Below are 23951 nucleotides of genomic sequence, written 5' to 3'. Positions count from 1 at the left end.
GTAAGGCATTGAGGAGAAGCTCATGGCCGGCGCAAAAGAGATACGTAGTAAGATCGCAAGCGTCCAGAACACGCAAAAGATCACTAAAGCGATGGAGATGGTCGCCGCTTCCAAAATGCGTAAATCGCAGGATCGCATGGCGGCCAGCCGTCCTTATGCAGAGACCATGCGCAAAGTGATTGGTCACCTTGCGAACGGTAATCTGGAATATAAGCACCCCTACCTGGAAGAGCGCGACGTTAAACGCGTGGGCTACCTGGTAGTGTCGACCGACTGTGGTTTGTGCGGTGGCTTGAACATTAACCTGTTCAAAAAGCTGCTGGCGGATATGAAGGCATGGTCCGATAAAGGCGTTCAGTGCGAACTCGCAATGATCGGCTCTAAGGGCGTGTCATTCTTTAATTCCGTAGGCGGCAACGTTGTCGCTCAGGTGACAGGTATGGGGGATAACCCTTCTCTGTCCGAACTGATCGGTCCGGTTAAAGTGATGTTGCAGGCCTACGACGAAGGCCGTCTGGACAAGCTTTACATTGTCAGCAACAAATTTATTAACACCATGTCTCAGGTGCCGACGATCACTCAACTGCTGCCGCTGCCGGCGTCAGAAGATGATGATCTGAAGCGTACAGCCTGGGATTACCTGTATGAACCAGACCCGAAAGCGCTGCTGGATACTCTCCTGCGTCGTTATGTGGAGTCTCAGGTTTATCAGGGCGTGGTAGAAAACCTGGCCAGCGAGCAGGCCGCACGAATGGTGGCGATGAAAGCCGCAACCGATAATGGCGGCAGCCTGATTAAAGAGCTGCAGTTAGTATACAACAAAGCTCGTCAGGCCAGCATTACTCAGGAACTCACCGAGATCGTCTCGGGGGCCGCCGCGGTTTAACCAGGTTATTTCGTAGAGGATTTAAGATGGCTACTGGAAAGATTGTCCAGGTAATCGGCGCCGTGGTAGACGTCGAGTTCCCTCAGGATGCCGTACCACGCGTGTACGATGCCCTTGAGGTGCAGAATGGTAATGAGAAGCTGGTGCTGGAAGTTCAGCAGCAGCTTGGCGGCGGTATCGTGCGTACCATCGCGATGGGGTCTTCTGACGGTCTGCGTCGCGGTCTGGATGTAAAAGATCTCGAACACCCGATCGAAGTCCCGGTAGGTAAAGCTACGCTGGGTCGTATCATGAACGTCCTGGGCGAACCGGTCGACATGAAAGGCGAGATCGGCGAAGAAGAGCGTTGGGCGATTCACCGCGCAGCGCCTTCCTACGAAGAGTTATCAAACTCTCAGGAACTGCTGGAAACCGGTATCAAAGTTATCGACCTGATGTGTCCGTTCGCGAAGGGCGGTAAAGTCGGTCTGTTCGGTGGTGCGGGTGTAGGTAAAACCGTAAACATGATGGAGCTTATCCGTAACATCGCGATCGAGCACTCCGGTTACTCTGTGTTTGCGGGCGTAGGTGAACGTACTCGTGAGGGTAACGACTTCTACCATGAAATGACCGACTCCAACGTTATCGATAAAGTATCCCTGGTGTATGGCCAGATGAACGAGCCGCCGGGAAACCGTCTGCGCGTTGCACTGACCGGCCTGACCATGGCGGAGAAATTCCGTGACGAAGGTCGTGACGTACTGCTGTTCGTCGATAACATCTATCGTTACACCCTGGCCGGTACGGAAGTATCCGCACTGCTGGGTCGTATGCCTTCCGCGGTAGGTTACCAGCCGACTCTGGCGGAAGAGATGGGCGTTCTGCAGGAACGTATCACCTCCACCAAGACCGGTTCTATCACCTCCGTACAGGCGGTATACGTACCTGCGGATGACTTAACTGACCCGTCTCCAGCCACCACCTTTGCGCACTTAGATGCAACTGTGGTACTGAGCCGTCAGATCGCATCCCTGGGTATCTACCCGGCCGTTGACCCGCTGGATTCCACCAGCCGTCAGCTGGATCCGCTGGTTGTTGGTCAGGAACACTACGACACCGCGCGTGGCGTTCAGTCCATCCTGCAGCGTTATCAGGAACTGAAAGACATCATCGCCATCCTCGGTATGGATGAACTGTCTGAAGAAGATAAACTGGTGGTAGCTCGCGCGCGTAAGATCCAGCGCTTCCTGTCCCAGCCGTTCTTCGTGGCGGAAGTATTTACCGGTTCTCCGGGCAAATACGTCTCCCTGAAAGACACCATCCGTGGCTTTAAAGGCATCATGGAAGGCGAATACGATCACCTGCCGGAGCAGGCGTTCTACATGGTCGGTTCCATCGACGAAGCCGTGGAAAAAGCCAAAAAACTTTAACGCCTTAATCGGAGGGTGATATGGCAATGACTTACCACCTGGATGTCGTCAGCGCGGAGCAACAAATGTTCTCCGGTCTGGTCGAGAAAATCCAGGTTACGGGTAGCGAAGGTGAACTGGGGATCTACCCGGGGCACGCGCCGCTGCTCACCGCCATTAAGCCTGGTATGATTCGCATCGTTAAGCAGCACGGTCACGAAGAGTTTATCTATCTGTCCGGCGGCATTCTGGAAGTGCAGCCTGGCAGTGTGACCGTTCTGGCGGATACCGCGATTCGCGGTCAGGATCTCGACGAAGCGCGAGCCCTGGAAGCGAAGCGTAAAGCCGAAGAGCACATTAAGAGCTCGCACGGTGACGTGGATTACGCTCAGGCGTCTGCGGAACTGGCCAAAGCGATCGCTAAACTGCGCGTTATCGAGTTGACCAAAAAAGCGATGTAACACCGGCTTGAAAGCATAAAACCAGTCTGATTGCGGACTGGTTTTTTTTATCCTCTCAATTTTTATTCGATAAACTAGCAACGACAAAAACAAGCGGCTGAAGGCGATGCGTTTTCAGCGACAGCGCTGTTTTCATTAAATCCTTCTTTCTGTCATTGGCATCTGCACATTGTGCGAAGAAGGAAGGAATGGATGCGTTTTTATTGCATAAAATGAGGGATTATTACTATGTCATTTCAGCCATCCTTTGCGGGGCCACAACCCGACTCAAGGATTGATCGTACTACCTTTATTCGTCGCGCTTATCTTCATCTCGCCGTCGCCATCGTCGGTTTTATCGTGTTGAGCGCGGCGTGGAGTTTTATAGGGGGCGGGGAGTATGCGCTTGATGTGCTGCTGGCTGGTGGAAGATATAGCTGGTTGGTTGTTCTCGGCGCTTTTATGCTGGTGGGAATGCTGGCGACCCGTCTGGCGGATAATGCGGGGACTAATCAAACGCAACTTATCGGGCTGGGGATTTATGTGTTGGCAGAATCCCTGATTTTTGCCCCCCTGTTAACGGTGGCGGCGTATATTAACCCGTCGAGCATTGGCGCGGCGGCAATAACGCCCCTGTTGCTGGTTGGCGGTCTGACGTTTACCGCGTTTTCCATAAAAAAAGACTTTTCTTTTCTGCGCTCGTTTCTGACTATGGCTGGATTCATTGCTTTTGGCGCGATTATTGCCAGCGTCATCTGCGGCTTTTCGCTGGGCGTCTGGTTTTCTGCGCTAATGGTACTGCTGTGCGCCGGGTTTATACTTTACGACACTTCTAACATTATTCACCATTACCCTACCGATCGCCCTGCTGGCGCGGCATTACATCTGTTTGCTTCTATCGCGACCATGTTCTGGTATATTTTGCGGATTTTTATGTCGCGTAATTAAGTAAAAAATACGCGCAACGGAAAACCAGCGGCCTCTGTCGCTGGTTTTTGCTTTTCTGACTCCCCTGCGCTTTATTTCGTTATCTTCTTTATTTATGGAGTAAAAAAACAGCAAAAACATCGGACTACGTTGCCAATACGCGGGTGTTTTTACTTTTCAGGAGACAAGAGGCGCGGTAATGAACGAAAATGATTCATTAGCAGGCGGGGATTTTATCCCGGTGAGCGTTTTATCCTTCTTCCATTTTACGATGAAAAAAATGTAGTATTTTCAACGTGAAACAGTATAAATTCGTTCTCAAATTACAGTCAGGACGCGTATGTTAAATAGTGCTATGAGCGTAGTGATCCTTGCCGCAGGTAAAGGCACGCGCATGTATTCCGATATTCCTAAAGTGCTGCACACGCTGGCGGGTAAACCCATGGTGCAGCATGTCATTGATGCAGCTACTAAATTAGGGGCCGCACAGGTTCATCTGGTCTATGGCCACGGTGGCGAGTTGTTAAAACAGACCCTGAAAGATGACAAGCTGAACTGGGTGCTTCAGGCGGAACAGTTGGGAACAGGTCACGCAATGCAGCAGGCCGCGCCCTTTTTTAGCGACGATGAAGATATTTTAATGCTTTACGGCGACGTGCCGCTGATTTCGGTTGAAACCTTACAGCGCCTGCGCGATGCCAAACCGCAGGGTGGTATTGGGTTATTAACCGTGAAGCTGGACGATCCGAGCGGCTATGGCCGTATTACGCGTGAAAACGGTAAAGTGACCGGCATCGTTGAACATAAAGACGCCACTGATGAACAGCGTCAGATCCAGGAAATTAACACTGGTATTCTGATCGCCAACGGCGCGGACCTGAAACGCTGGTTGTCTAAGCTGACTAACAATAATGCGCAGGGTGAATATTACATCACAGATATCATCGCGCTGGCTTATCAGGAAGGACGGGAAATCGCCGCGGTGCATCCGGCTCGCATCAGCGAAACGGACGGCGTGAATAACCGTCTACAGCTTTCTCGTCTGGAGCGTATTTACCAGGCCGAACAGGCGGAGAAACTGCTGTTATCCGGCGTTATGTTGCGCGATCCGGCACGTTTTGATCTCCGCGGCACCCTTTATTGTGGAATGGATGTCGAAATTGACGCTAACGTTATCATCGAAGGTTATGTAACGCTCGGTCACCGCGTGAAGATCGGCGCGGGCTGCATTATTAAAAACAGCGTTATTGGCGATGACTGCGAAATTAGCCCATACAGCGTGGTGGAAGATGCGCATCTGGAAGCGGCCTGCACCATCGGCCCGTTTGCTCGCCTGCGTCCCGGCGCTGAGCTGTTAGCGGGCGCTCACGTCGGCAATTTTGTTGAAATGAAAAAAGCGCGTCTGGGTAAAGGTTCTAAAGCCGGCCATCTGACCTACCTGGGCGATGCGGAAATTGGCGACAACGTGAATATTGGCGCGGGGACCATCACCTGTAACTATGATGGCGCGAACAAATTCAAAACGGTTATTGGCGACGATGTGTTTGTCGGCTCCGATACCCAACTGGTGGCGCCGGTTACTGTTGGTAAAGGGGCCACCATCGCCGCAGGGACTACCGTCACCCGTAATGTAGCCGACAATGAACTGGTATTAAGCCGCGTGCCGCAGGTGCATAAGCAAGGCTGGCAGCGTCCGGTGAAGAAAAAGTGATTTTGTAGGCCGGATAAGCGTCAGCGCCATCCGGCAGACCGGAGATGAGAGGATAAAATAATCCTCCGCTCCATGAGCAGTACTTATAAAAATAACCCCACTCTCTACAAGGCTCGGGGCGCCCGCAACGACGGGCATACAGGTCAGCGACAACGCATGGCGTAATGCCATAATCAGGAAATAAAACTATGTGTGGAATTGTTGGCGCTATCGCGCAGCGTGATGTAGCTGAAATCCTTCTCGAAGGTTTACGTCGTCTGGAATACCGTGGTTACGACTCTGCCGGTCTGGCCGTGGTGGATGCAGAAGGTCATATGACCCGCCTGCGTCGCCTCGGTAAAGTCCAGATGCTGGCTCAGGCAGCGGAAGAACACCCGCTGCATGGCGGCACCGGTATTGCTCACACTCGCTGGGCGACGCACGGTGAACCTTCAGAAGCTAACGCGCATCCGCATGTTTCTGAACACATTGTGGTGGTGCATAACGGCATCATCGAAAACCATGAACCGCTGCGTGAAGCGTTAAAAGCGCGTGGCTATACCTTCGTTTCTGAAACCGACACCGAAGTGATTGCACACCTGGTAAACTGGGAACTGAAACAAGGTGGTACTCTGCGAGACGCGATTTTGCGTGCGATCCCGCAACTGCGTGGCGCATATGGCACGGTGATCATGGATACCCGCCATCCGGATACGCTGCTGGCTGCCCGTTCAGGTAGCCCGCTGGTGATTGGCCTGGGTATGGGCGAAAACTTTATCGCTTCTGACCAGCTGGCGCTGTTGCCAGTGACTCGTCGCTTTATCTTCCTTGAAGAGGGCGATATCGCTGAAATCACTCGCCGTTCGGTAAATATCTTCGATAACACCGGCGCGGAAGTAAAACGTCAGGATATCGAATCCAATCTGCAATATGACGCGGGCGATAAAGGTATTTACCGCCACTACATGCAGAAAGAGATCTACGAACAGCCGAACGCGATCAAAAACACCCTTACCGGGCGCATCAGCCACGGTCAGGTGGATTTAAGCGAGCTGGGACCGAACGCCGATGATCTGTTGTCGAAGGTTGAGCATATTCAGATCCTCGCCTGCGGTACGTCTTACAACTCCGGTATGGTTTCCCGTTACTGGTTTGAATCGCTGGCAGGTATTCCGTGCGACGTTGAAATCGCCTCTGAATTCCGCTATCGCAAATCTGCCGTGCGCCGTAACAGCCTGATGATCACGCTCTCCCAGTCTGGCGAAACGGCAGATACCCTGGCTGGCCTGCGTCTGTCGAAAGAGCTGGGATATTTGGGCTCTCTGGCCATTTGTAACGTGCCGGGCTCTTCGCTGGTGCGTGAATCCGATCTGGCGCTGATGACCAACGCGGGTACGGAAATTGGCGTAGCATCTACCAAAGCCTTCACCACCCAGTTAACCGTGCTGTTGATGCTGGTGGCGAAACTGTCTCGCCTGAAAGGTCTGGATGCGTCCATTGAGCATGATATCGTGCATGGCCTACAGGCGCTGCCGAGCCGTATTGAGCAGATGCTGTCGCAGGACAAACGCATCGAGCTGCTTGCAGAAGATTTCTCTGACAAGCATCACGCGTTATTCCTCGGTCGTGGCGATCAATATCCGATTGCGCTCGAAGGCGCGCTGAAGCTGAAAGAGATCTCTTACATTCACGCGGAAGCCTATGCTGCAGGCGAGCTGAAACACGGGCCGTTGGCGCTGATTGACGCCGATATGCCGGTGATTGTGGTGGCGCCGAACAACGAACTGCTGGAGAAACTGAAATCCAACATCGAAGAAGTTCGCGCGCGTGGCGGTCAGTTGTACGTCTTCTCCGATCAGGATGCGGGTTTTGTGAGCAGCGACAACATGCACATCATTGAGATGCCGCATGTGGAAGAGGTCATTGCGCCTATCTTCTACACCGTTCCGCTGCAACTGCTGGCGTATCACGTGGCGCTGATTAAAGGCACCGACGTTGACCAGCCGCGTAACTTGGCGAAATCGGTGACGGTAGAGTAAGTCAAATGTTGTACCAAAAAAAAGGCTGTCGATAGACGGCCTTTTTTTATGAGTTTTTTGAACAAAAATAAAAAATATTTACGGGAGATGAGAATAACGGAATAGTGGTTGATAAATAAACAATTGTTTGATTGTTAAACTAAAAAATAAATTTTTTCCTAAAAATATGTACGTTAAATGTCTCTGACTTTAGTGTTTGTATATAATTATTTATATTCTTTGGTTTAGTAAAAATAAAATTTTAAAAAGATAATATTGCCTGTTATTTCACTCAAACAATTCCATTGTGTAAATTTGACTGCTTGATATTTATTTTCTCGGGAGTAGTATTCGCTTCCGTTGTAGACACATTGTGTTTTATTTATTTTTAAATGAAACATCGGGATATATAATATATCAATAGAGTTATAATGAAACTGAATTTAATTGCCAGCGCTCTGGTTCTGTCTTCTACTATGCTGGTAGGTAATGCAATGGCATCTGATGGCACCGTTCACTTCCTTGGTGAAGTGGTTGACAGCACCTGCCAGGTTACGCCACAAACCGCTGATCAAAACGTTAATTTAGGCAAAGTTAACAAAACGGCATTTGCTGGCGTGGGAAGTACCGCTGCGCCTACCGAGTTCCATATCGACCTGACCGGGTGCCCGGCTACGTATACTAAGGCTGCCGTTCGTTTTGATGGTACCGAAGCTTCCAACAGCGATGGCGACCTGGCTATCGGCAACCCTGCTAATGGCGATGCCCCGGGTGATTACACCGGTGACGGCGCTGCCATTACAGCATCTGGCGTAGCGATCCGTATTTACAACCGCGCGGATAACTCACAAGTTAAACTGTACAACGATTCTGCGTATAGCACGATTGATACCACAGCGGGTACGGCTTCTATGGAGTTTATCGCGCGTTATATCGCCACTGACGCAACCGTCACTGCGGGTACTGCTAACGCAGATTCTCAGTTCACTGTCGAATACCAAAAATAAGATTCGCTCTTCTTAAACGTCTTTTATTAATTTATTGACGCCTGCCATTGTGAACAACTGTAGTTGTATAAATGCCCGGCGTCTTTTTTATCCAGGGATGAGTTTGTCTATGTTTGCTCGTGGAATAAAAATAGTTATTCTGGCACTCCTGTGCCTTAATCTTCCCTCTGCTTTTGCAGGTATTGTGGTCGGTGGAACTCGCGTCATTTTTCATGGCAACGATCCTGACTCTACTATTTCTATTTACAATAAAGAAGTTGATTTGCCTTATCTAATACAAGTATGGGTTGATCCTTTCAGTAAGGATGATAAGAGCAAACCACCTTTTACCGTCATTCCGCCTGTTTCTCGTCTTGAGCCGAGTCAGGAAAAAGTGCTGCGCATTATTAAAACAGCGGGTGAGTTGCCAAAGGATCGCGAATCTGTTTTTTGGTTTAATGTGAAAAACATTCCGCCATCCAGTAAAAATAAAGATAGCAGTACGCTTGAGATCGCAATTAAAACGCGTATCAAGTTATTCTGGCGCCCGGCCTCTATTACGCTTATCCCGGAAAAGGCGGTAGCTAAAGTCAAATGGTATCGACAGGGAAGTAAACTGGTTGTAGAAAATAATAGTCCTATTCATATGAATATCATGGATGTCTCTGTAGACGGTAAAGATGTTCCATTGAATATGATAAAGCCTTTTGAAAAATTAACGCTGGATTTACCTACTGGTGTTACGGGGCACGCTTTAGCCTGGCGTTTTATTAATGATTACGGCGCGATTAGTAGCCCTGTTAAGCAAGCGCTTTAGTTTTGCGATAAGGATATCTTGATGATTCACCCTCGTCTTTGCCTCGTCTTGATTTCAGGTGCTTATCTGAGTATCGCTTTCCCGACAATGGCTAGGGAAACGCTATTTAACCCTGGTTTGCTGGAAATCGATCACCCCGTGGACGTGGATATTCATCAGTTTAACCGTTCCAACGCGTTGCCGCCGGGCGATTATAAGGTCGATATCGTCATTAACGGGAAACTGTTTGAACGACGGGATGTGACCTTTGTGCAGGATCAACCGGATGCCGAACTGCATCCCTGCTTTGTCGCGGTTAAGGATGTATTGTCGTCGTATGGTGTTAAGGTAGACGCGGTGAAAGGCTTGCAGGATGTCGATAATACAGCCTGCGTGAATCCCGTTCCGTTAATTGATGGCACCACCTGGTTATTAGATGCGAATAAGCTGGCGTTAAATATATCTGTTCCACAGATCTATCTGAACACGGCGGCCTATGACTATATCAGCCCGTCACGCTGGGATGAGGGCATCAATGCGATGATGGTCAATTAAGATTTTTCCGGATCGCACACGGTAAAGTCTAATTACGACAATGGGAACGATGACTCTTATTATCTGAACCTGCGTAACGGGATTAACCTGGGAGCATGGCGGTTGCGTAACTACAGTACGCTGAGCGCCACCGGCAGCGACACGGAATATCACTCCATCAGTAGCTATGTCCAGCGCGATATCGCCGCGCTGCGCAGCCAGATTATGGTCGGCGACACCTGGACGGCGAGTTATGTCTTTGATAGCGCCCAGATCCGCGGGGTCAGACTCTATACCGACGATGACATGCTACCGTCGAGCCAGAACGGGTTTGCGCCAGTGGTTCGCGGGGTGGCGAAAAGTAACGCCACCGTCATCATCCGGCAGAATAGATATGTCATTTATCAGTCAGCCGTGCCGCAGGGCGCTTTCGAGATCACCGACCTGAACACCACCAGCGGCGGCGGCGATCTTGATGTCACCATAAAAGAAGAAGACGGCAGCGAGCAGCACTTTACCCAGCCGTACGCGTCGCTGGCGATACTGAAGCGTGAAGGCCAGACCGATTTTGATATTAGCGTCGGTGAAATGCGCGATGAAAGCGGATTTACCCCTAACGTCGTTCAGGCGCAGGTGTTGCATGGCCTGCCATGGGGATTAACGCTCTATGGCGGCACGCAGGTTGCGGAAGATTATGCTTCCGCCGCGCTTGGTATGGGTAAAGATATGGGGTCGATCGGGGCCGTATCGTTTGATGTGACCCACGCCCGTTCACACTTTGACGATGGTGATAATGAAAGCGGCCAGTCCTGGCGTTTTCTCTACTCCAAACGTTTTGATGATACCGACACCAGTTTCCGTCTGGTGGGGTACCGTTATTCCACGGAAGGCTATTACACCCTCGGCGAGTGGGCATCGAGGCAGGACAACAGCTCTGATTTCTGGGAGACGGGCAACCGCCGTAGCCGCGTGGAAGGAACCTGGACGCAATCATTTGGCCCCGGTTTTGGCAACATTTATCTGACGTTAAGCCGTCAGCAATACTGGCAAACGGATGAAGTCGAGCGCCTGGTGCAGTTTGGCTATAGCAATAGCTGGCGGCGAATTTCGTGGAACGCGTCGTGGAACTATACCGACTCTGCGAATCGTTCTTCCGGCAGCAATAATAAAAACGACAACGATGACAGCGATCACGAACAGATATTCATGCTGACGGTTTCCATCCCGCTTTCAGGGGCGAAGGAGAGCAGCTACGTTAACTACTCGATGACGCAAAATAATCATAACGACAGCACAATGCAGGCTGGCGTTGGCGGCACGTTGCTGGAGGGCCACAATCTTTCCTATAACGTGCAGGAATCCTGGACCAGTACGCCGGAGGATACCTATGGTGGTAACGCCAGCATGGGGTATGACGGTACTTATGGTTCAGTAAACGGCGGTTATGCCTGGAGCCGTGATTCACAAACGCTGAACTATGGCGCCCGCGGCGGCATCCTGGTTCACAGCGGCGGTGTGACCTTCTCGCAGGAGTTGGGGGAAACCGTCGCGCTGGTGGAAGCGCCGGGTGCTGATGGCCTTACCGTAGAAAACACGACTGGGGTTGCTACAGACTGGCGGGGCTATACGGTGAAAACGCAGCTTAACCCGTACGACGAAAACCGCATGGCGATTGACAGCAACTATTTTGCCAAAGCCAATATTGAGCTGGATAACACGGTAGTCAATCTGGTGCCAACGCGCGGCGCCGTGGTGAAAGCGGCGTTTGTGACGCATGTCGGTTATCGCGTGTTGTTTAATGTGATGCAAGTGAATGGCAAACCTGCGCCGTTTGGCGCGATGGCGTCGGCGGAGCTGGATTCCGGAACGGTAACCGGGATTGTCGGCGATAACGGCGAACTCTATTTATCGGGGATGCCGGAAAACGGTCATTTCACTCTAAGTTGGGGCGGTGATGAATCAACAACATGTGCCGTTAATTATACGTTAGGTCATAAAACAGAGAATGCTGAACTGGTGCAGCAAGCCGTCACTTGCCAATAAGGAATTTAATTATGCGCTTATGGACAATAATATTATTTTCATGCTTTATGGTTCTTATTTCGCCTGTTTGCCGGGCTGGCGATGGCATTTGTCATGCGGTTAAAGGGACTTATATTTATAACCTTAATCTCAATGACGCCCGGATTCCCGCAGAAAAAAATAAAGCCGGAACAGAGGTCAGGGATCTGGAGACATTAACATCGTCAGAATCATATAAAGTTGGCTGTAGCTGTTTGACCCATTTTTCATCGACGTTTCGTGAAGTCTATTATACCGCTCGTTCGCCGCTGAGTATTGATACCACCAGAAATGGTTACACCTACTATACGCTTAACGATAACCTAAGTATTGCAACGTCGATTGCTGTTCTTGGACGAGGCTTTATTGCGGTTCCCTTTGAGGCTGAACCTAATGTAGTAAAAGATGGGATGAATTGTTATACCGATACCGTTGAGGGCAATCTCGCAACGTTATATACCGGGTCGGAGGTCAAGGTCTCTTTCCTTATCAATAAACCGTTTGTCGGTCAGGTTGCCATTCCTGGCACGATTGTGGCTAATTTATACGGGGGGCTTGATGCCAGCTCCTCGACTGCCAGTACCGACAAATTGGCGGAAGTCAGAATTGTTGGCGATATCGTGGCGCCGCAGAGCTGTGAAATTGATTCCGGCCAGGTGATAGAGGTGAATTTCGGTAAGATCCCGGTTGCGGATTTCTCGACAACGCAAGGCACCGCTGCTGCGGGTCATAAAGTGACTAAAACGGTACAGGTGAAATGTACCGGAATGTTGGATGAGAATATCGTCTATTCGACATTTAATGCTGATCCCGTTGATTCCAGCGCAAATATGATGAAAGTTCTGGGTAATGATGATGTCGGAATTATGATTTATGACAAATGGGATCGGATGGTTAAGGTGACAGGCGGAAAAATGGATATGGATATGGGCGTCAATAATGGCGGCGCCGAGACTAACTCATTGACTTTTTCTGCCGCGCCTGCCAGCGCGACGGGAGCGCGGCCTCAACCTGGTACATTTGAAGCTTACGCCACGATCACGCTGGAAATAACGAACTAATCTAATTACAAAATAAGTCATATCAATGAACTACGGCCCTGGCTCAATCCAGGTGGATCGGAAATCAAACCATCCCAGGTTATTCAGGTGGATCCCCCTGGCCCGGTCGGGGCTTTTGAGTCGCATCCAGTGGTGAAAAAGCGGCTGTAGCCAGCCTGAACGGGTGGTTTCCCTGACCAGTTGTTCCGCGCTGATGGTTTCGGCATGCCACTGGGTTTCCCATTGGGCCAGCAGCGCATCATCCCCACCGCTGATGGCGTGGCGCAGTAAAGGGGAGCCCAGTAGCCATGTACCGACGTTCCACTCTTCGGGAATGGGGAAATTGACCGTCCCCAGCCAGAGATCCACATTGGTTTTGCCATTCGCCCAGTCATCATAATTCAGCTCAACGCCCTCAAGTAAAATGCCCTGCTGGCGCATGATCTCTTGCATAATATCCAGGAGCATTGGAAATTCAGGGTGCTGATCGTGATAGGCCAGACGAAGTTTTGCGTAGGGCGACGACGAGATAAAAGGTGAACAGGCCGGGCCCGCCTCAATAGTATGAAACCAGGAGGACAGCAGGCTGCCGCCCGGTACCCAGAAGGGGCGAATTGCCTCACTCAGATGCTGGAGTAAGGCGTAAGGGCTGAGAGTTTCCCGCAGCCAGCGGCGATGTTCGGCGGTATGCCAGTGCGGGGAGCGGCTGTCGCATAATAAAAAATATCCTCCACGCTCAAGAAACATCTCGCGCAGGTTGTCAGAAGGTTTGCCTGATACCTGGCTAAGCCGTCCGGAAACGTAATCCTCATCGCTCAGGCTGGAACTGAGCCAGGCTGCCGTGTCGTTATCCGACAGCGATTCCGCCAGGTTGTCTGTCTCCGTTAAATTCGGCCAGATAAAGACCTCCACTTCATCCAGCAGCCCGCGCAGGCCGAAATAGTGGTCAAAGGCCTTCATTTGCAGATGAAAGCCATTGTTTTCCACCACCTCATAAGGGCCAGTCCCCACAGGATGTGCCGGGAAATCAGCGCGTTGTGTATGGTCAGGCGGTAGGATCATGGCATCAATATGGCTGAGCAGCAGCGGCAGTCGGTTATCCGGGTGCGCCAGCGTAATTTCAAGGCTCAGCGGCCCGGTGGCCTGAATGGTCTGCAAGTGCGAGAACAACGGCAGCTTAGCGCTGCGGGTCAGTGAAGCGATAACCGCGTCGATCGTCAGCTCCTGACCATCATGCCAGAGGACGGCGGGGCGCAGATAAAAACGCCAGCGCAGTGGATCAATCTGCCGCCAGTGGTGGGCAAGATCGGCTTCGACTTCACCTTTTTCCTCATTTATGCGCGTCAGGCCGCTAAAAATCTGCCTGACCAGATGCTGCTCAGAGCGACGCAACGGTATGCCGGGGCACAGCGACGGCATTGTCCGGTAATAGGGGATGCACAGCCGCTGATAGTCTGCCCGCACGCTATAGCCCAGTTTTGAGCGCAGCAGTTGCGCCACCTGGTGCTTATTTTTACCCAGCAGCTGAATGGCCTGATCAACATGACCAGACTCCAGCAACTGCTCCGCCTTTTCGCTTAACAGCTGTTCTGGTTTATAGCGCAGGTGAAGCCGGGCGCGATGCCCACGTCCGGCCTGTGATTGCCAGATGAGCCACTTTGCCTCCTGCATCTGAAGCAACAGATTACGCATATGCCGCCGGGTGCAGAACAACACATCCGCCAGCTCCTGTAGCGTCACGCTAACGGGCTTATCGCCATAGTGCTGGAGTAGCTTTAAGTATTTTTGTTCAGTGTGCCGGGTTGCCATAAAAGATGAAATTTCCCGAACGGGAATGAGCAATTTTTAATATCCCCTTTTTAGCCGATGATTTTCTCTATCGCAACTTCTATGAGGATTCATCATGACAAAGCGCATTAATAAAGACACTCAGGTCTGCATGTCCCTGGCTGCACGCCCAAGTAACTTCGGTACACGCTTTCACAACTATCTGTACGAAGCGCTGGATCTCAATTATCTCTACAAAGCTTTCTCGCCGACCGATCTTACGCAGGCCATTAGCGGCGTGCGCGGGCTGGGGATACGTGGGTGCGCGATCTCTATGCCATTTAAGGAAGCCTGCATTCCGCTGGTGGATGAACTGGATGCTTCCGCTAAGGCGTACAACACCGATTACATTGCAATAGCTCGCTTGCTGGCGAATTACAAGGTCTCTCCCGACCAGGTGTTTGCTTTGCGTGGCAGCGGTGGTATGGCAAAGGCGGTGGCCTGCGCGCTGAAGGATGCGGGGTTTACCCGTGGTTATATTGTCGCGATTGATGAAGCGTCAGGTAAACAACTGGCCGAACTCTATGGCTATGAATGGCGCCCGGATACCGACGGTATTGAAGCCGATTTGTTAATTAACGCCACGCCTATCGGAATGGCTGGCGGTAATGATGCCGACAAACTCTCTTATTCCGAACAAGAAGTGGATAAGGCGAGCGTTATCTTTGATGTGGTGGCGCTACCGCCCGTCACGCCGCTAATCCGCTACGCCCGTGAACGCGGTAAAACCGTGATTATCGGTTCCGAAGTGTTTGCTATTCAGGCCGTGGAGCAATTTGTCCTTTATACCGGGATTCGCCCGGATGACGCACTGTTCCAGAAAGCCGCGGCCTGGTCACGTCTGTAACATTTTTTCCCGCTTTTTCTTTAAATTAAAAGAACAGGGTATCCTACTATGACTAAAAAAATTGTTGCTGTGACGGCCTGTCCGACGGGCGTCGCCCATGCCTTTATGGCTGCCGAAGCGCTGGAAATTGAAGCCCGCAAGCGTGGTGACTGGATCAAGGTTGAAACCCGCGGTTCCGTCGGGGCGAAGAACACGCTGACCGCGGAAGAGATAGCGCAAGCGGATGTGGTGATTATCGCGGCGGATATTGAGCTGGATCTGTCAGGCTTTGTTGGCAAAAGACTCTATCGCACCAGTACCGGCGCGGCGCTAAAAAAGAGTGCGCAGGAAATGGATAATGCTTTCAATAGCGCCGAGGTCTATCAGGGGAGTGCCGGGCGCTCTTCTTCAGCTGGTAAAACAGAGCTACCCGGCGTTTATAAGCATTTAATGACCGGCGTATCCCATATGCTTCCTTTGGTGGTGGCGGGAGGGTTATGTATCGCGCTCTCTTTTGTCTTCGGTATCCAGGCCTTCAATGAGCCGGGCACGCTGGCGGCTGCGTTATTTCAAATCGGTGGTAAGGCGGCCTTTGCGCTGATGGTGCCGGTACTGGCTGGGTTTATTGCCTTCTCAATTGCCGATCGTCCGGGTCTGGCCCCGGGGCTTATTGGCGGGATGTTGGCCAGCCTGTGCGGTGCTGGTTTCCTGGGAGGGATTGTGGCCGGTTTTCTGGCCGGTTACAGCGTACGGTTTCTGGCGCAAAATATTAAGCTGCCAGCGTCAATGGAAGCGCTTAAGCCGGTACTGGTTCTGCCGCTACTGTCTACGCTGATTACCGGCCTAATCATGATTTACGTGGTGGGTGGCCCCGTTTCTGCGGTGATGGAAGGGCTGACGACGTTCCTGGGGAATATGACCTCTACGAATGCTATCTTGCTGGGAATGTTGCTGGGCGCAATGCAAGGTTTTGACCTTGGTGGGCCGGTGAATAAAGCTGCGTATACCTTCGGCGTCGGTTTACTGGCTTCTCATTCCTATATGCCGATGGCGGCCATTATGGCGGCAGGGATGGTACCGGCATTAGGGATGGGCGTCGCAACCTGGGCGGCCAGAGCGAAATTCACTGCCTCTGAGCATGAAGCGGGTAACGCATCCTTTATCCTGGGGCTGTGCTTTATCTCTGAAGGGGCGATTCCCTTCGCTGCGCGTGACCCGATGCGCGTCATCCCTTCCACGATGGTCGGTGGCGCAATCGCCGGGGGACTGTCCATGTATTTCGGTTGTACACTGATGGCGCCACACGGTGGTCTCTTTGTCCTGGCGATCCCGCATGCGGTAGAACATGTGATGCAGTACCTGCTCTCGATTGCCCTGGGCACGATTGTCTGCGGCCTGATGTACGCGCTGTTGAAACCGTCTGCGGTTGCGCAAACAGTTTAATTCATCTCCCCCTGCAGGCTGGTCTGGTGTCTCCCCGGGCCAGCTTTTTTATTTCCATTGTCATCAAACCGTCATAATCAAGACATATAACTGTCATCAATTTGTCCTATTTTGCTCATCGTAGCAACTCAAACAACGATTTACCGAAACCGTGCAGGAGACATTATGAAAGTTATGCGTACCACTGTCGCAACTGTTGTCGCCGCGACTTTATCGATGAGCGCGTTCTCTGCCTTTGCAGCAGCAAGCCTGACAGGTGCCGGTGCAACGTTTCCTGCGCCGGTGTATGCCAAATGGGCGGATACCTACCAGAAAGAAACCGGTAACAAAGTCAATTACCAGGGGATAGGCTCTTCCGGCGGCGTGAAACAAATTACCGCGAATACCGTTGATTTTGGCGCTTCCGATGCGCCGCTGTCTGACGAAAAACTGAATCAGGAAGGCCTGTTCCAGTTTCCGACGGTGATCGGCGGCGTGGTGCTGGCGGTGAATATTCCAGGCCTCAAATCCGGCGAACTGGTGCTGGATGGTAAAACGCTGGGTGACATCTACCTCGGTAAAATCAAGAAGTGGGATGATGAAGCCATCACCAAACTGAACCCAGGCGTGAAGCTGCCCTCACAGAATATCGCTGTGGTGCGTCGCGCTGACGGTTCCGGTACCTCCTTCGTGTTCACCAGTTACCTGGCGAAAGTCAACGACGAGTGGAAATCGAAAGTGGGCGCGGGTTCTACCGTGAACTGGCCAACCGGTCTGGGCGGTAAAGGTAACGACGGCATCGCGGCATTTGTACAGCGTCTGCCAGGCGCTATCGGCTACGTTGAATACGCTTACGCTAAACAGAACAACCTGGCCTACACCAAACTGGTTTCTGCCGACGGCAAACCGGTAAGCCCGACGGAAGAGAGCTTCTCTAATGCGGCGAAAGGCGCAGACTGGAGCAAAACCTTCGCGCAGGATCTGACCAACCAGAAAGGTGACGATGTGTGGCCAATCACCTCCACCACCTTTATCCTGGTCCACAAAGCGCAAAAGAAACCTGAGCAGGGTGCTGAAGTGTTGAAGTTCTTCGACTGGGCCTACAAAAATGGCGCTAAACAGGCGAATGATCTGGACTACGCCAGCCTGCCGGATAACGTTGTTGATCAGGTTCGTACCGCCTGGAAGACCAGTATAAAAGACAGCAACGGTAAGGCGCTGTATTAATTAACGAATTGGCGGATGGCGCTACGATTATCCGCCCTACGGTTTCGACCGCAGGCCCACGTTGTAGGCCGGATAATCGTAGCGCCATCCGGCAGGGGCAACGTCGTAAAATGCGTTTAATGGAAAGAGTAATTTATGGCTGCAACCAAGCCTGCTTTTAACCCGCCGGGTAAAAAAGGCGACATGATTTTCAGCGCGCTGGTAAAACTGGCTGCGCTGATTGTGCTATTGATGTTGGGCGGTATTATCGTCTCATTGATCATCTCCTCCTGGCCAAGTATTCAGAAATTTGGTTTCTCATTTCTTTGGACTAAGGAGTGGGACGCGCCAAACGATATCTACGGCGCACTGGTGCCCATTTACGGCACGCTGGTAACCTCCTTTATCGCACTGCTGATCGCCGTTCCGGTTAGTTTCGGCATTGCCCTGTTTTTAACCGAGCTGGCGCCAGGCTGGCTGAAGCGTCCGCTCGGCATCGCCATTGAACTGCTGGCGGCAATTCCCAGTATCGTGTACGGCATGTGGGGGCTGTTTATCTTCGCGCCGCTGTTTGCGACGTACTTCCAGGAGCCGGTCGGCAATATTCTTTCCAACATTCCGTTTGTCGGCGCGCTGTTCTCCGGCCCGGCCTTTGGTATCGGTATTCTGGCGGCGGGCGTCATCCTCGCCATCATGATCATCCCCTACATTGCGGCGGTTATGCGCGACGTCTTCGAGCAAACGCCGGTAATGATGAAAGAGTCCGCTTACGGTATCGGCTGTACTACCTGGGAAGTTATCTGGCGCATCGTGCTACCGTTCACCAAAAATGGCGTGATCGGCGGCATTATGCTGGGGCTGGGCCGTGCTCTGGGTGAAACGATGGCGGTCACTTTTATCATCGGCAACACCTACCAGCTCGACAGCGCGTCGCTGTATATGCCGGGCAACAGCATCACTTCCGCGCTGGCCAACGAATTCGCTGAGGCGGAATCGGGTCTGCACGTGGCAGCGTTGATGGAGCTGGGGCTGATCCTGTTTGTGATCACCTTTATCGTCCTGGCGGCGTCTAAGTTCATGATTATGCGTCTGGCGAAGAACGAGGGAGCACGTTAATGGCTACGCTTGATATGCAGAACACCGCGCAGCTCGCGGAATTCCGTCGCAAGATGCAGGCGCGTCGCCGCATGAAGAACCGTATCGCACTAACGCTCTCAATGGCGACGATGGCATTTGGCCTGTTCTGGCTGATCTGGATTTTGATGTCCACCATCACGCGCGGCATTGATGGTATGTCGCTGGCGCTGTTTACCGAAATGACGCCGCCGCCGAACACGGCGGGCGGCGGGCTGGCGAACGCCCTGGCGGGGAGTGGATTATTGATTCTCTGGGCTACCGTATTGGGTACGCCGCTGGGGATTATGGCGGGTATTTACCTGGCCGAGTATGGCCGTAAATCCTGGCTGGCGGAAATCATTCGCTTTATTAACGACATTCTGCTTTCCGCGCCGTCAATTGTTGTGGGGCTGTTTGTTTACACCATCGTGGTGGCGCAGATGCAGCACTTCTCCGGCTGGGCAGGGGTGATTGCGCTGGCGCTGTTGCAGGTGCCGATCGTTATCCGTACCACTGAAAACATGCTCAAGCTGGTACCGGATAGCCTGCGTGAAGCCGCTTATGCGCTGGGTACGCCGAAGTGGAAGATGATCTCCGCGATTACGCTGAAAGCCTCTATCTCCGGGATTATGACCGGTATTCTGCTGGCTATTGCGCGTATCGCCGGGGAAACGGCGCCATTGTTGTTTACCGCGCTCTCGAACCAGTTCTGGAGCACCGACATGATGCAGCCGATCGCCAACCTGCCGGTGACCATTTTTAAATTCGCGATGAGCCCGTTTGCCGAATGGCAACAATTAGCCTGGGCGGGCGTGCTGATTATTACCCTGTGCGTACTGCTGCTGAATATTCTGGCGCGTGTTGTTTTCGCGAAGAAAAAACACGGTTAAAGACATTGTAGGCCTGATAAGCGTAGCGCCATCAGGCATTATTTTACGGCGTGGCGGATGCGGCGCTGGATGAGGAAAAGAGTGAAATGAGTATGGTTGAAACTGCCCCGAGTAAGATTCAGGTTCGTGATTTGAACTTCTACTACGGCAAATTCCATGCCCTGAAGAACATTAATCTGGATATCGCGAAGAATCAGGTAACGGCATTTATCGGGCCATCCGGCTGCGGTAAATCAACGCTACTGCGTACCTTCAATAAAATGTACTCGCTTTATCCGGAGCAGCGCGCGGAAGGTGAAATTCTGCTGGATGGCGACAATATTCTCACCAACACCCAGGATATCGCGCTGCTGCGCGCAAAAGTGGGGATGGTATTCCAGAAGCCGACGCCGTTCCCGATGTCCATCTATGACAATATCGCCTTTGGCGTGCGTCTGTTTGAGAAGCTGTCTCGTGCCGATATGGACGAGCGCGTGCAGTGGGCGTTGACCAAAGCCGCATTATGGAACGAAACCAAAGATAAATTGCACCAGAGCGGGTACTCTCTCTCCGGTGGTCAGCAGCAGCGTCTGTGCATTGCGCGCGGTATCGCCATTCGCCCGGAAGTGTTGCTGCTGGATGAGCCATGTTCAGCTCTGGACCCGATCTCCACCGGGCGTATCGAAGAGCTGATCACCGAGCTGAAACAGGATTACACCGTGGTGATCGTGACCCATAACATGCAGCAGGCGGCACGTTGTTCCGATCATACGGCGTTTATGTACCTGGGCGAGTTGATTGAGTTCAGCAACACGGACGATCTGTTCACCAAGCCCGCGAAGAAACAAACAGAAGATTATATCACCGGTCGTTACGGTTAATTCAGGAGTGCGTAATGGACAGTCTGAACCTTAATAAACATATTTCCGGCCAGTTCAACGCCGAACTGGAAAGCATCCGCACTCAGGTAATGACCATGGGCGGCATGGTGGAGCAGCAGCTTTCTGACGCTATTACCGCCATGCACAACCAGGACAGCGAGCTGGCGAAGCGCGTGGTAGAAGGCGACCATCAGGTTAATATGATGGAAGTCGCCATCGATGAAGCCTGCGTGCGTATTATCGCCAAGCGCCAGCCGACGGCGAGTGACCTGCGTCTGGTGATGGCGATTATCAAAACCATCGCCGAACTGGAGCGCATTGGCGACGTGGCGGATAAAATCTGCCGTACCGCGCTGGAGAAATTCTCCCAGCAGCACCAGCCGCTGTTGGTGAGTCTGGAGTCGCTGGGCCGCCACACCGTGCAGATGCTACACGACGTGCTGGATGCGTTCGCGCGCATGGATCTCGACGAAGCGGTGCGTATCTACCGTGAAGACAAGAAAGTTGACCAGGAGTACGAAGGTATCGTGCGTCAGCTGATGACCTACATGATGGAAGACTCGCGCACCATTCCCAGCGTGCTGACCGCGTTATTCTGCGCTCGTTCTATCGAGCGTATCGGTGACCGTTGCCAGAATATCTGCGAATACATCTTCTACTTCGTGAAGGGGCAGGATTTCCGTCACGTCGGCGGCGATGAGCTGGATAAGCTGCTGGCGGGGAAAGATCCGAAAGAGTAAATCTCATTCTTTTGCCCGGTGGCGCTGCGCTTACCGGGCCTACAGGTACAGATGCTGTAGGCCGGATGAGCGTTAGCGCCATCCGGCATTTCAGTTAACGCGTAATCTTCCACCCGCGCGCTTTCCACAATCCCGGCAACTGCGCCAAATCGGTAAATGTCGTCACGTTAGGGTGATCGATCGGCTTGTTATGCGGATCGGCGCAGAAATAAAATACTTCCATTCCCGCCGCAATTCCTGACTGCGCGCCTGCGCTGGAATCATCCACCAGAATACACTTCTCAACATTGACCTTCATGGCGTTCGCCGCATGGAGCATCAGCGCCGGATCGGGCTTCCAGCGTTGAATATCGTAACCGCTAAACAGCAAATCGGGAAAATGATGCAACATGCCCAGTTTACCCAGCGAATGCTGCATCTTACTGACCGGCCCGTTGGATACCACGCACATGGGCGTCTTAATGCTCTCCAGCAGGGTATTTGTGCCCGCGATCGCTTCCAGTTCGGTATCGAACAGGCGCGCCACTTCCGCGCGATACACCGGCTCCAGCTCCGCCTTTGCCAGCGCAACGCCATGCTCTTTACTGATGGTATCGATAATTTCGTAGAGCTTTACGCCTTTAAAGCGTCTGAATACTTCCGTGAGCTCAAGCGTAATGCCGAACTGCCGGAACATAGTGACATAGGCGCGCGAGCAAATTACTTCACTGTCGACCAGCGTGCCGTCACAGTCAAAAAACACCGCTTCGATTTGGGACATGTCATTTCCATTTTAACAAGTTTAACGTTTACGTAATGCTGAATGAGGGGACGCAATCGTTGCCGTACTAACAAATTGAGTGAAAAAAATTACCACACAACTGCGCCAGGTGTCGCATTTTGGTATAGGATAACGGCGAATTTTCCCTCCTTTCTCCGGAAATTGATAATGAGTCAACAACACACCACCCAGGCTTCTGGTCAGGGTATGCTGGAACGCGTGTTTAAACTGCGCGAACATGGCACGACGGCACGAACCGAAGTGATCGCCGGTTTTACCACTTTCCTGACGATGGTTTATATCGTTTTTGTTAACCCGCAAATTCTGGGCGTAGCTGGCATGGACACCAGCGCCGTCTTTGTGACCACCTGTCTGATTGCGGCCTTTGGCAGTATTCTGATGGGCCTGTTCGCTAACCTGCCGGTGGCGCTGGCGCCCGCGATGGGGCTGAATGCGTTCTTTGCCTTCGTGGTTGTGCAGGCAATGGGACTGCCGTGGCAGGTAGGCATGGGCGCCATTTTCTGGGGCGCTGTTGGTCTTTTATTGCTGACTATCTTCCGCGTGCGTTACTGGATGATTGCCAACATTCCGGTCAGCCTGCGCGTGGGCATCACCAGCGGCATCGGCCTGTTTATCGGCATGATGGGGCTGAAAAACGCCGGCGTGATCGTCGCTAACCCGGAAACGCTGGTCAGCATCGGCAACCTGACTTCGCACAGCGTGCTGCTGGGGGTTCTCGGATTCTTTATTATTGCGATTCTCGCTTCGCGCAACATTCATGCGGCGGTGCTGGTGTCCATCATCGTCACGACGCTGCTTGGCTGGATAATGGGCGATGTGCACTACAACGGCATTGTCTCCGCGCCGCCAAGCGTCACCAGCGTGGTAGGGCATGTCGATTTGGCAGGCTCGTTCAATCTTGGCCTGGCGGGGGTTATTTTCTCCTTCATGCTGGTAAACCTGTTTGACTCCTCCGGTACGCTGATTGGCGTGACCGATAAAGCCGGCCTGGCGGATGAGAAAGGCAAATTCCCGCGCATGAAGCAGGCGCTGTTTGTTGATAGTATCTCTTCCGTCACTGGCGCATTTGTCGGAACCTCTTCTGTGACCGCTTATATTGAATCGTCTTCCGGCGTTTCGGTGGGCGGTCGCACCGGTTTGACGGCGGTGGTAGTCGGTATTTTGTTCCTGCTGGTTATCTTCCTGTCGCCGCTGGCGGGCATGGTGCCGCCTTACGCGGCGGCGGGCGCGTTGATTTACGTCGGCGTGCTGATGACCTCCAGCCTGGCGCGGGTAAACTGGCAGGATTTAACCGAATCGGTCCCGGCGTTTATTACGGCGGTAATGATGCCGTTTAGCTTCTCGATCACCGAAGGTATCGCGCTGGGCTTTATCTCTTACTGCGTGATGAAAATCGGTACCGGTCGCCTGCGCGACCTTAGCCCGTGCGTAGTGATTGTCGCGCTGTTATTCGTGCTGAAGATTGTGTTTATTGACGCACACTGATGAAATGAACCCTCGCCCCATCGGGGGGAGGG

The 23951-nt window shown here is 52.3% G+C and carries 19 protein-coding genes and 1 pseudogene; 18 read left to right on the top strand and 2 right to left on the bottom strand.

The genetic code is table 11. The features are described from left to right. Window positions 1-22 precede the first annotated feature (22 nt). From atpG to stgD, 10 genes and pseudogenes are all read left to right on the top strand, one after another. Entirely contained in the window at window positions 23-886 is an 864-nt protein-coding gene (gene atpG / locus AAYN39_RS00250) for a F0F1 ATP synthase subunit gamma (protein ID WP_000896504.1), read from the top strand. A 26-nt stretch (window positions 887-912) separates the two neighbouring features. Beyond that, window positions 913-2295: a F0F1 ATP synthase subunit beta gene (atpD, locus tag AAYN39_RS00245; RefSeq protein ID WP_000190499.1), complete on the top strand. Its 1383-nt coding sequence runs from the start codon at window positions 913-915 to the stop codon at window positions 2293-2295. A gap of 20 nt (window positions 2296-2315) precedes the next feature. Next, window positions 2316-2735: a F0F1 ATP synthase subunit epsilon gene (locus AAYN39_RS00240; RefSeq protein ID WP_001251971.1), complete on the top strand. Its 420-nt coding sequence runs from the start codon at window positions 2316-2318 to the stop codon at window positions 2733-2735. A 228-nt stretch (window positions 2736-2963) separates the two neighbouring features. After that, window positions 2964-3662: a Bax inhibitor-1 family protein gene (locus tag AAYN39_RS00235; protein ID WP_000009901.1), complete on the top strand. Its 699-nt coding sequence runs from the start codon at window positions 2964-2966 to the stop codon at window positions 3660-3662. 319 nt (window positions 3663-3981) lie between these two features. Beyond that, entirely contained in the window at window positions 3982-5352 is a 1371-nt protein-coding gene (gene glmU, locus AAYN39_RS00230) for a bifunctional UDP-N-acetylglucosamine diphosphorylase/glucosamine-1-phosphate N-acetyltransferase GlmU (protein WP_000934853.1), read from the top strand. Between the two features lie 188 nt (window positions 5353-5540). Continuing rightward, a complete protein-coding gene (gene glmS / locus AAYN39_RS00225; RefSeq protein ID WP_000334049.1) occupies window positions 5541-7370 on the top strand; it encodes a glutamine--fructose-6-phosphate transaminase (isomerizing) in 1830 nt (609 codons plus the stop codon). Between the two features lie 410 nt (window positions 7371-7780). Further along, complete coding sequence (locus tag AAYN39_RS00220) at window positions 7781-8356, top strand: chaperone-usher fimbrial major subunit (RefSeq protein WP_000773772.1); 576 nt, start codon at window positions 7781-7783, stop codon at window positions 8354-8356. 109 nt (window positions 8357-8465) lie between these two features. Continuing rightward, on the top strand, window positions 8466-9152 hold the full coding sequence (locus AAYN39_RS00215) for a fimbrial chaperone (RefSeq protein WP_000457996.1): 687 nt from the start codon (window positions 8466-8468) through the stop codon (window positions 9150-9152). A gap of 21 nt (window positions 9153-9173) precedes the next feature. Further along, a pseudogene (locus tag AAYN39_RS00210) lies at window positions 9174-11708 on the top strand (fimbria/pilus outer membrane usher protein). Between the two features lie 47 nt (window positions 11709-11755). After that, the gene (gene stgD / locus AAYN39_RS00205) at window positions 11756-12787 is read left to right on the top strand and encodes a fimbrial protein StgD (RefSeq protein ID WP_230374033.1); all 1032 of its coding nucleotides are present in this window, start codon (window positions 11756-11758) and stop codon (window positions 12785-12787) included. 30 nt (window positions 12788-12817) lie between these two features. Here stgD and AAYN39_RS00200 read toward each other — a convergent pair whose 3' ends face one another. Next, a complete protein-coding gene (locus tag AAYN39_RS00200) occupies window positions 12818-14575 on the bottom strand; it encodes an SgrR family transcriptional regulator (RefSeq protein ID WP_000235491.1) in 1758 nt (585 codons plus the stop codon). A 94-nt stretch (window positions 14576-14669) separates the two neighbouring features. Between AAYN39_RS00200 and AAYN39_RS00195 the strand changes: the two genes are divergently transcribed. The 7 genes from AAYN39_RS00195 (at window position 14670) to phoU (ending at window position 21653) form a co-directional block, all read left to right on the top strand. Then, window positions 14670-15440 (top strand): shikimate 5-dehydrogenase, encoded by a 771-nt coding sequence (locus AAYN39_RS00195; RefSeq protein ID WP_000166706.1) that lies wholly within the window; start codon window positions 14670-14672, stop codon window positions 15438-15440. A 48-nt stretch (window positions 15441-15488) separates the two neighbouring features. Next, window positions 15489-16862, top strand: coding sequence for a fructose-specific PTS transporter subunit EIIC (locus tag AAYN39_RS00190; RefSeq protein ID WP_000162538.1), 1374 nt, complete (start codon window positions 15489-15491; stop codon window positions 16860-16862). A 165-nt stretch (window positions 16863-17027) separates the two neighbouring features. Then, entirely contained in the window at window positions 17028-18068 is a 1041-nt protein-coding gene (pstS, locus tag AAYN39_RS00185) for a phosphate ABC transporter substrate-binding protein PstS (protein ID WP_000867129.1), read from the top strand. Window positions 18069-18203: 135 nt separating this feature from the next. Beyond that, window positions 18204-19163 (top strand): phosphate ABC transporter permease PstC, encoded by a 960-nt coding sequence (gene pstC / locus AAYN39_RS00180; RefSeq protein WP_000741630.1) that lies wholly within the window; start codon window positions 18204-18206, stop codon window positions 19161-19163. Then, window positions 19163-20053 carry a phosphate ABC transporter permease PstA gene (pstA, locus tag AAYN39_RS00175; RefSeq protein ID WP_000212190.1) on the top strand — a complete coding sequence of 297 codons (891 nt, stop codon included), beginning with the start codon at window positions 19163-19165 and terminating at the stop codon, window positions 20051-20053. The genes pstC and pstA overlap by 1 nt, the downstream gene beginning before the upstream one ends. A gap of 86 nt (window positions 20054-20139) precedes the next feature. Continuing rightward, a complete protein-coding gene (gene pstB, locus AAYN39_RS00170; RefSeq protein ID WP_000063118.1) occupies window positions 20140-20913 on the top strand; it encodes a phosphate ABC transporter ATP-binding protein PstB in 774 nt (257 codons plus the stop codon). A gap of 14 nt (window positions 20914-20927) precedes the next feature. After that, window positions 20928-21653, top strand: coding sequence for a phosphate signaling complex protein PhoU (phoU, locus tag AAYN39_RS00165; RefSeq protein ID WP_000377800.1), 726 nt, complete (start codon window positions 20928-20930; stop codon window positions 21651-21653). 94 nt (window positions 21654-21747) lie between these two features. Here the strand turns inward: phoU and yieH are convergent, their stop codons facing one another. Then, entirely contained in the window at window positions 21748-22413 is a 666-nt protein-coding gene (yieH, locus tag AAYN39_RS00160) for a 6-phosphogluconate phosphatase (protein WP_000078084.1), read from the bottom strand. A gap of 168 nt (window positions 22414-22581) precedes the next feature. On the opposite strand from yieH, the gene adeP reads away from it, so the two are divergent. Continuing rightward, window positions 22582-23919, top strand: coding sequence for an adenine permease AdeP (adeP, locus tag AAYN39_RS00155; RefSeq protein ID WP_001583487.1), 1338 nt, complete (start codon window positions 22582-22584; stop codon window positions 23917-23919). Window positions 23920-23951 lie beyond the last annotated feature (32 nt).

The organism is Salmonella sp. K21076 (genome assembly GCF_039650795.1).
GTDB lineage: Bacteria > Pseudomonadota > Gammaproteobacteria > Enterobacterales > Enterobacteriaceae > Salmonella > Salmonella enterica.
The sequence above is the reverse complement of the archived record's forward strand: the minus strand, read 5'-3'. Positions and strand labels throughout refer to the sequence as shown.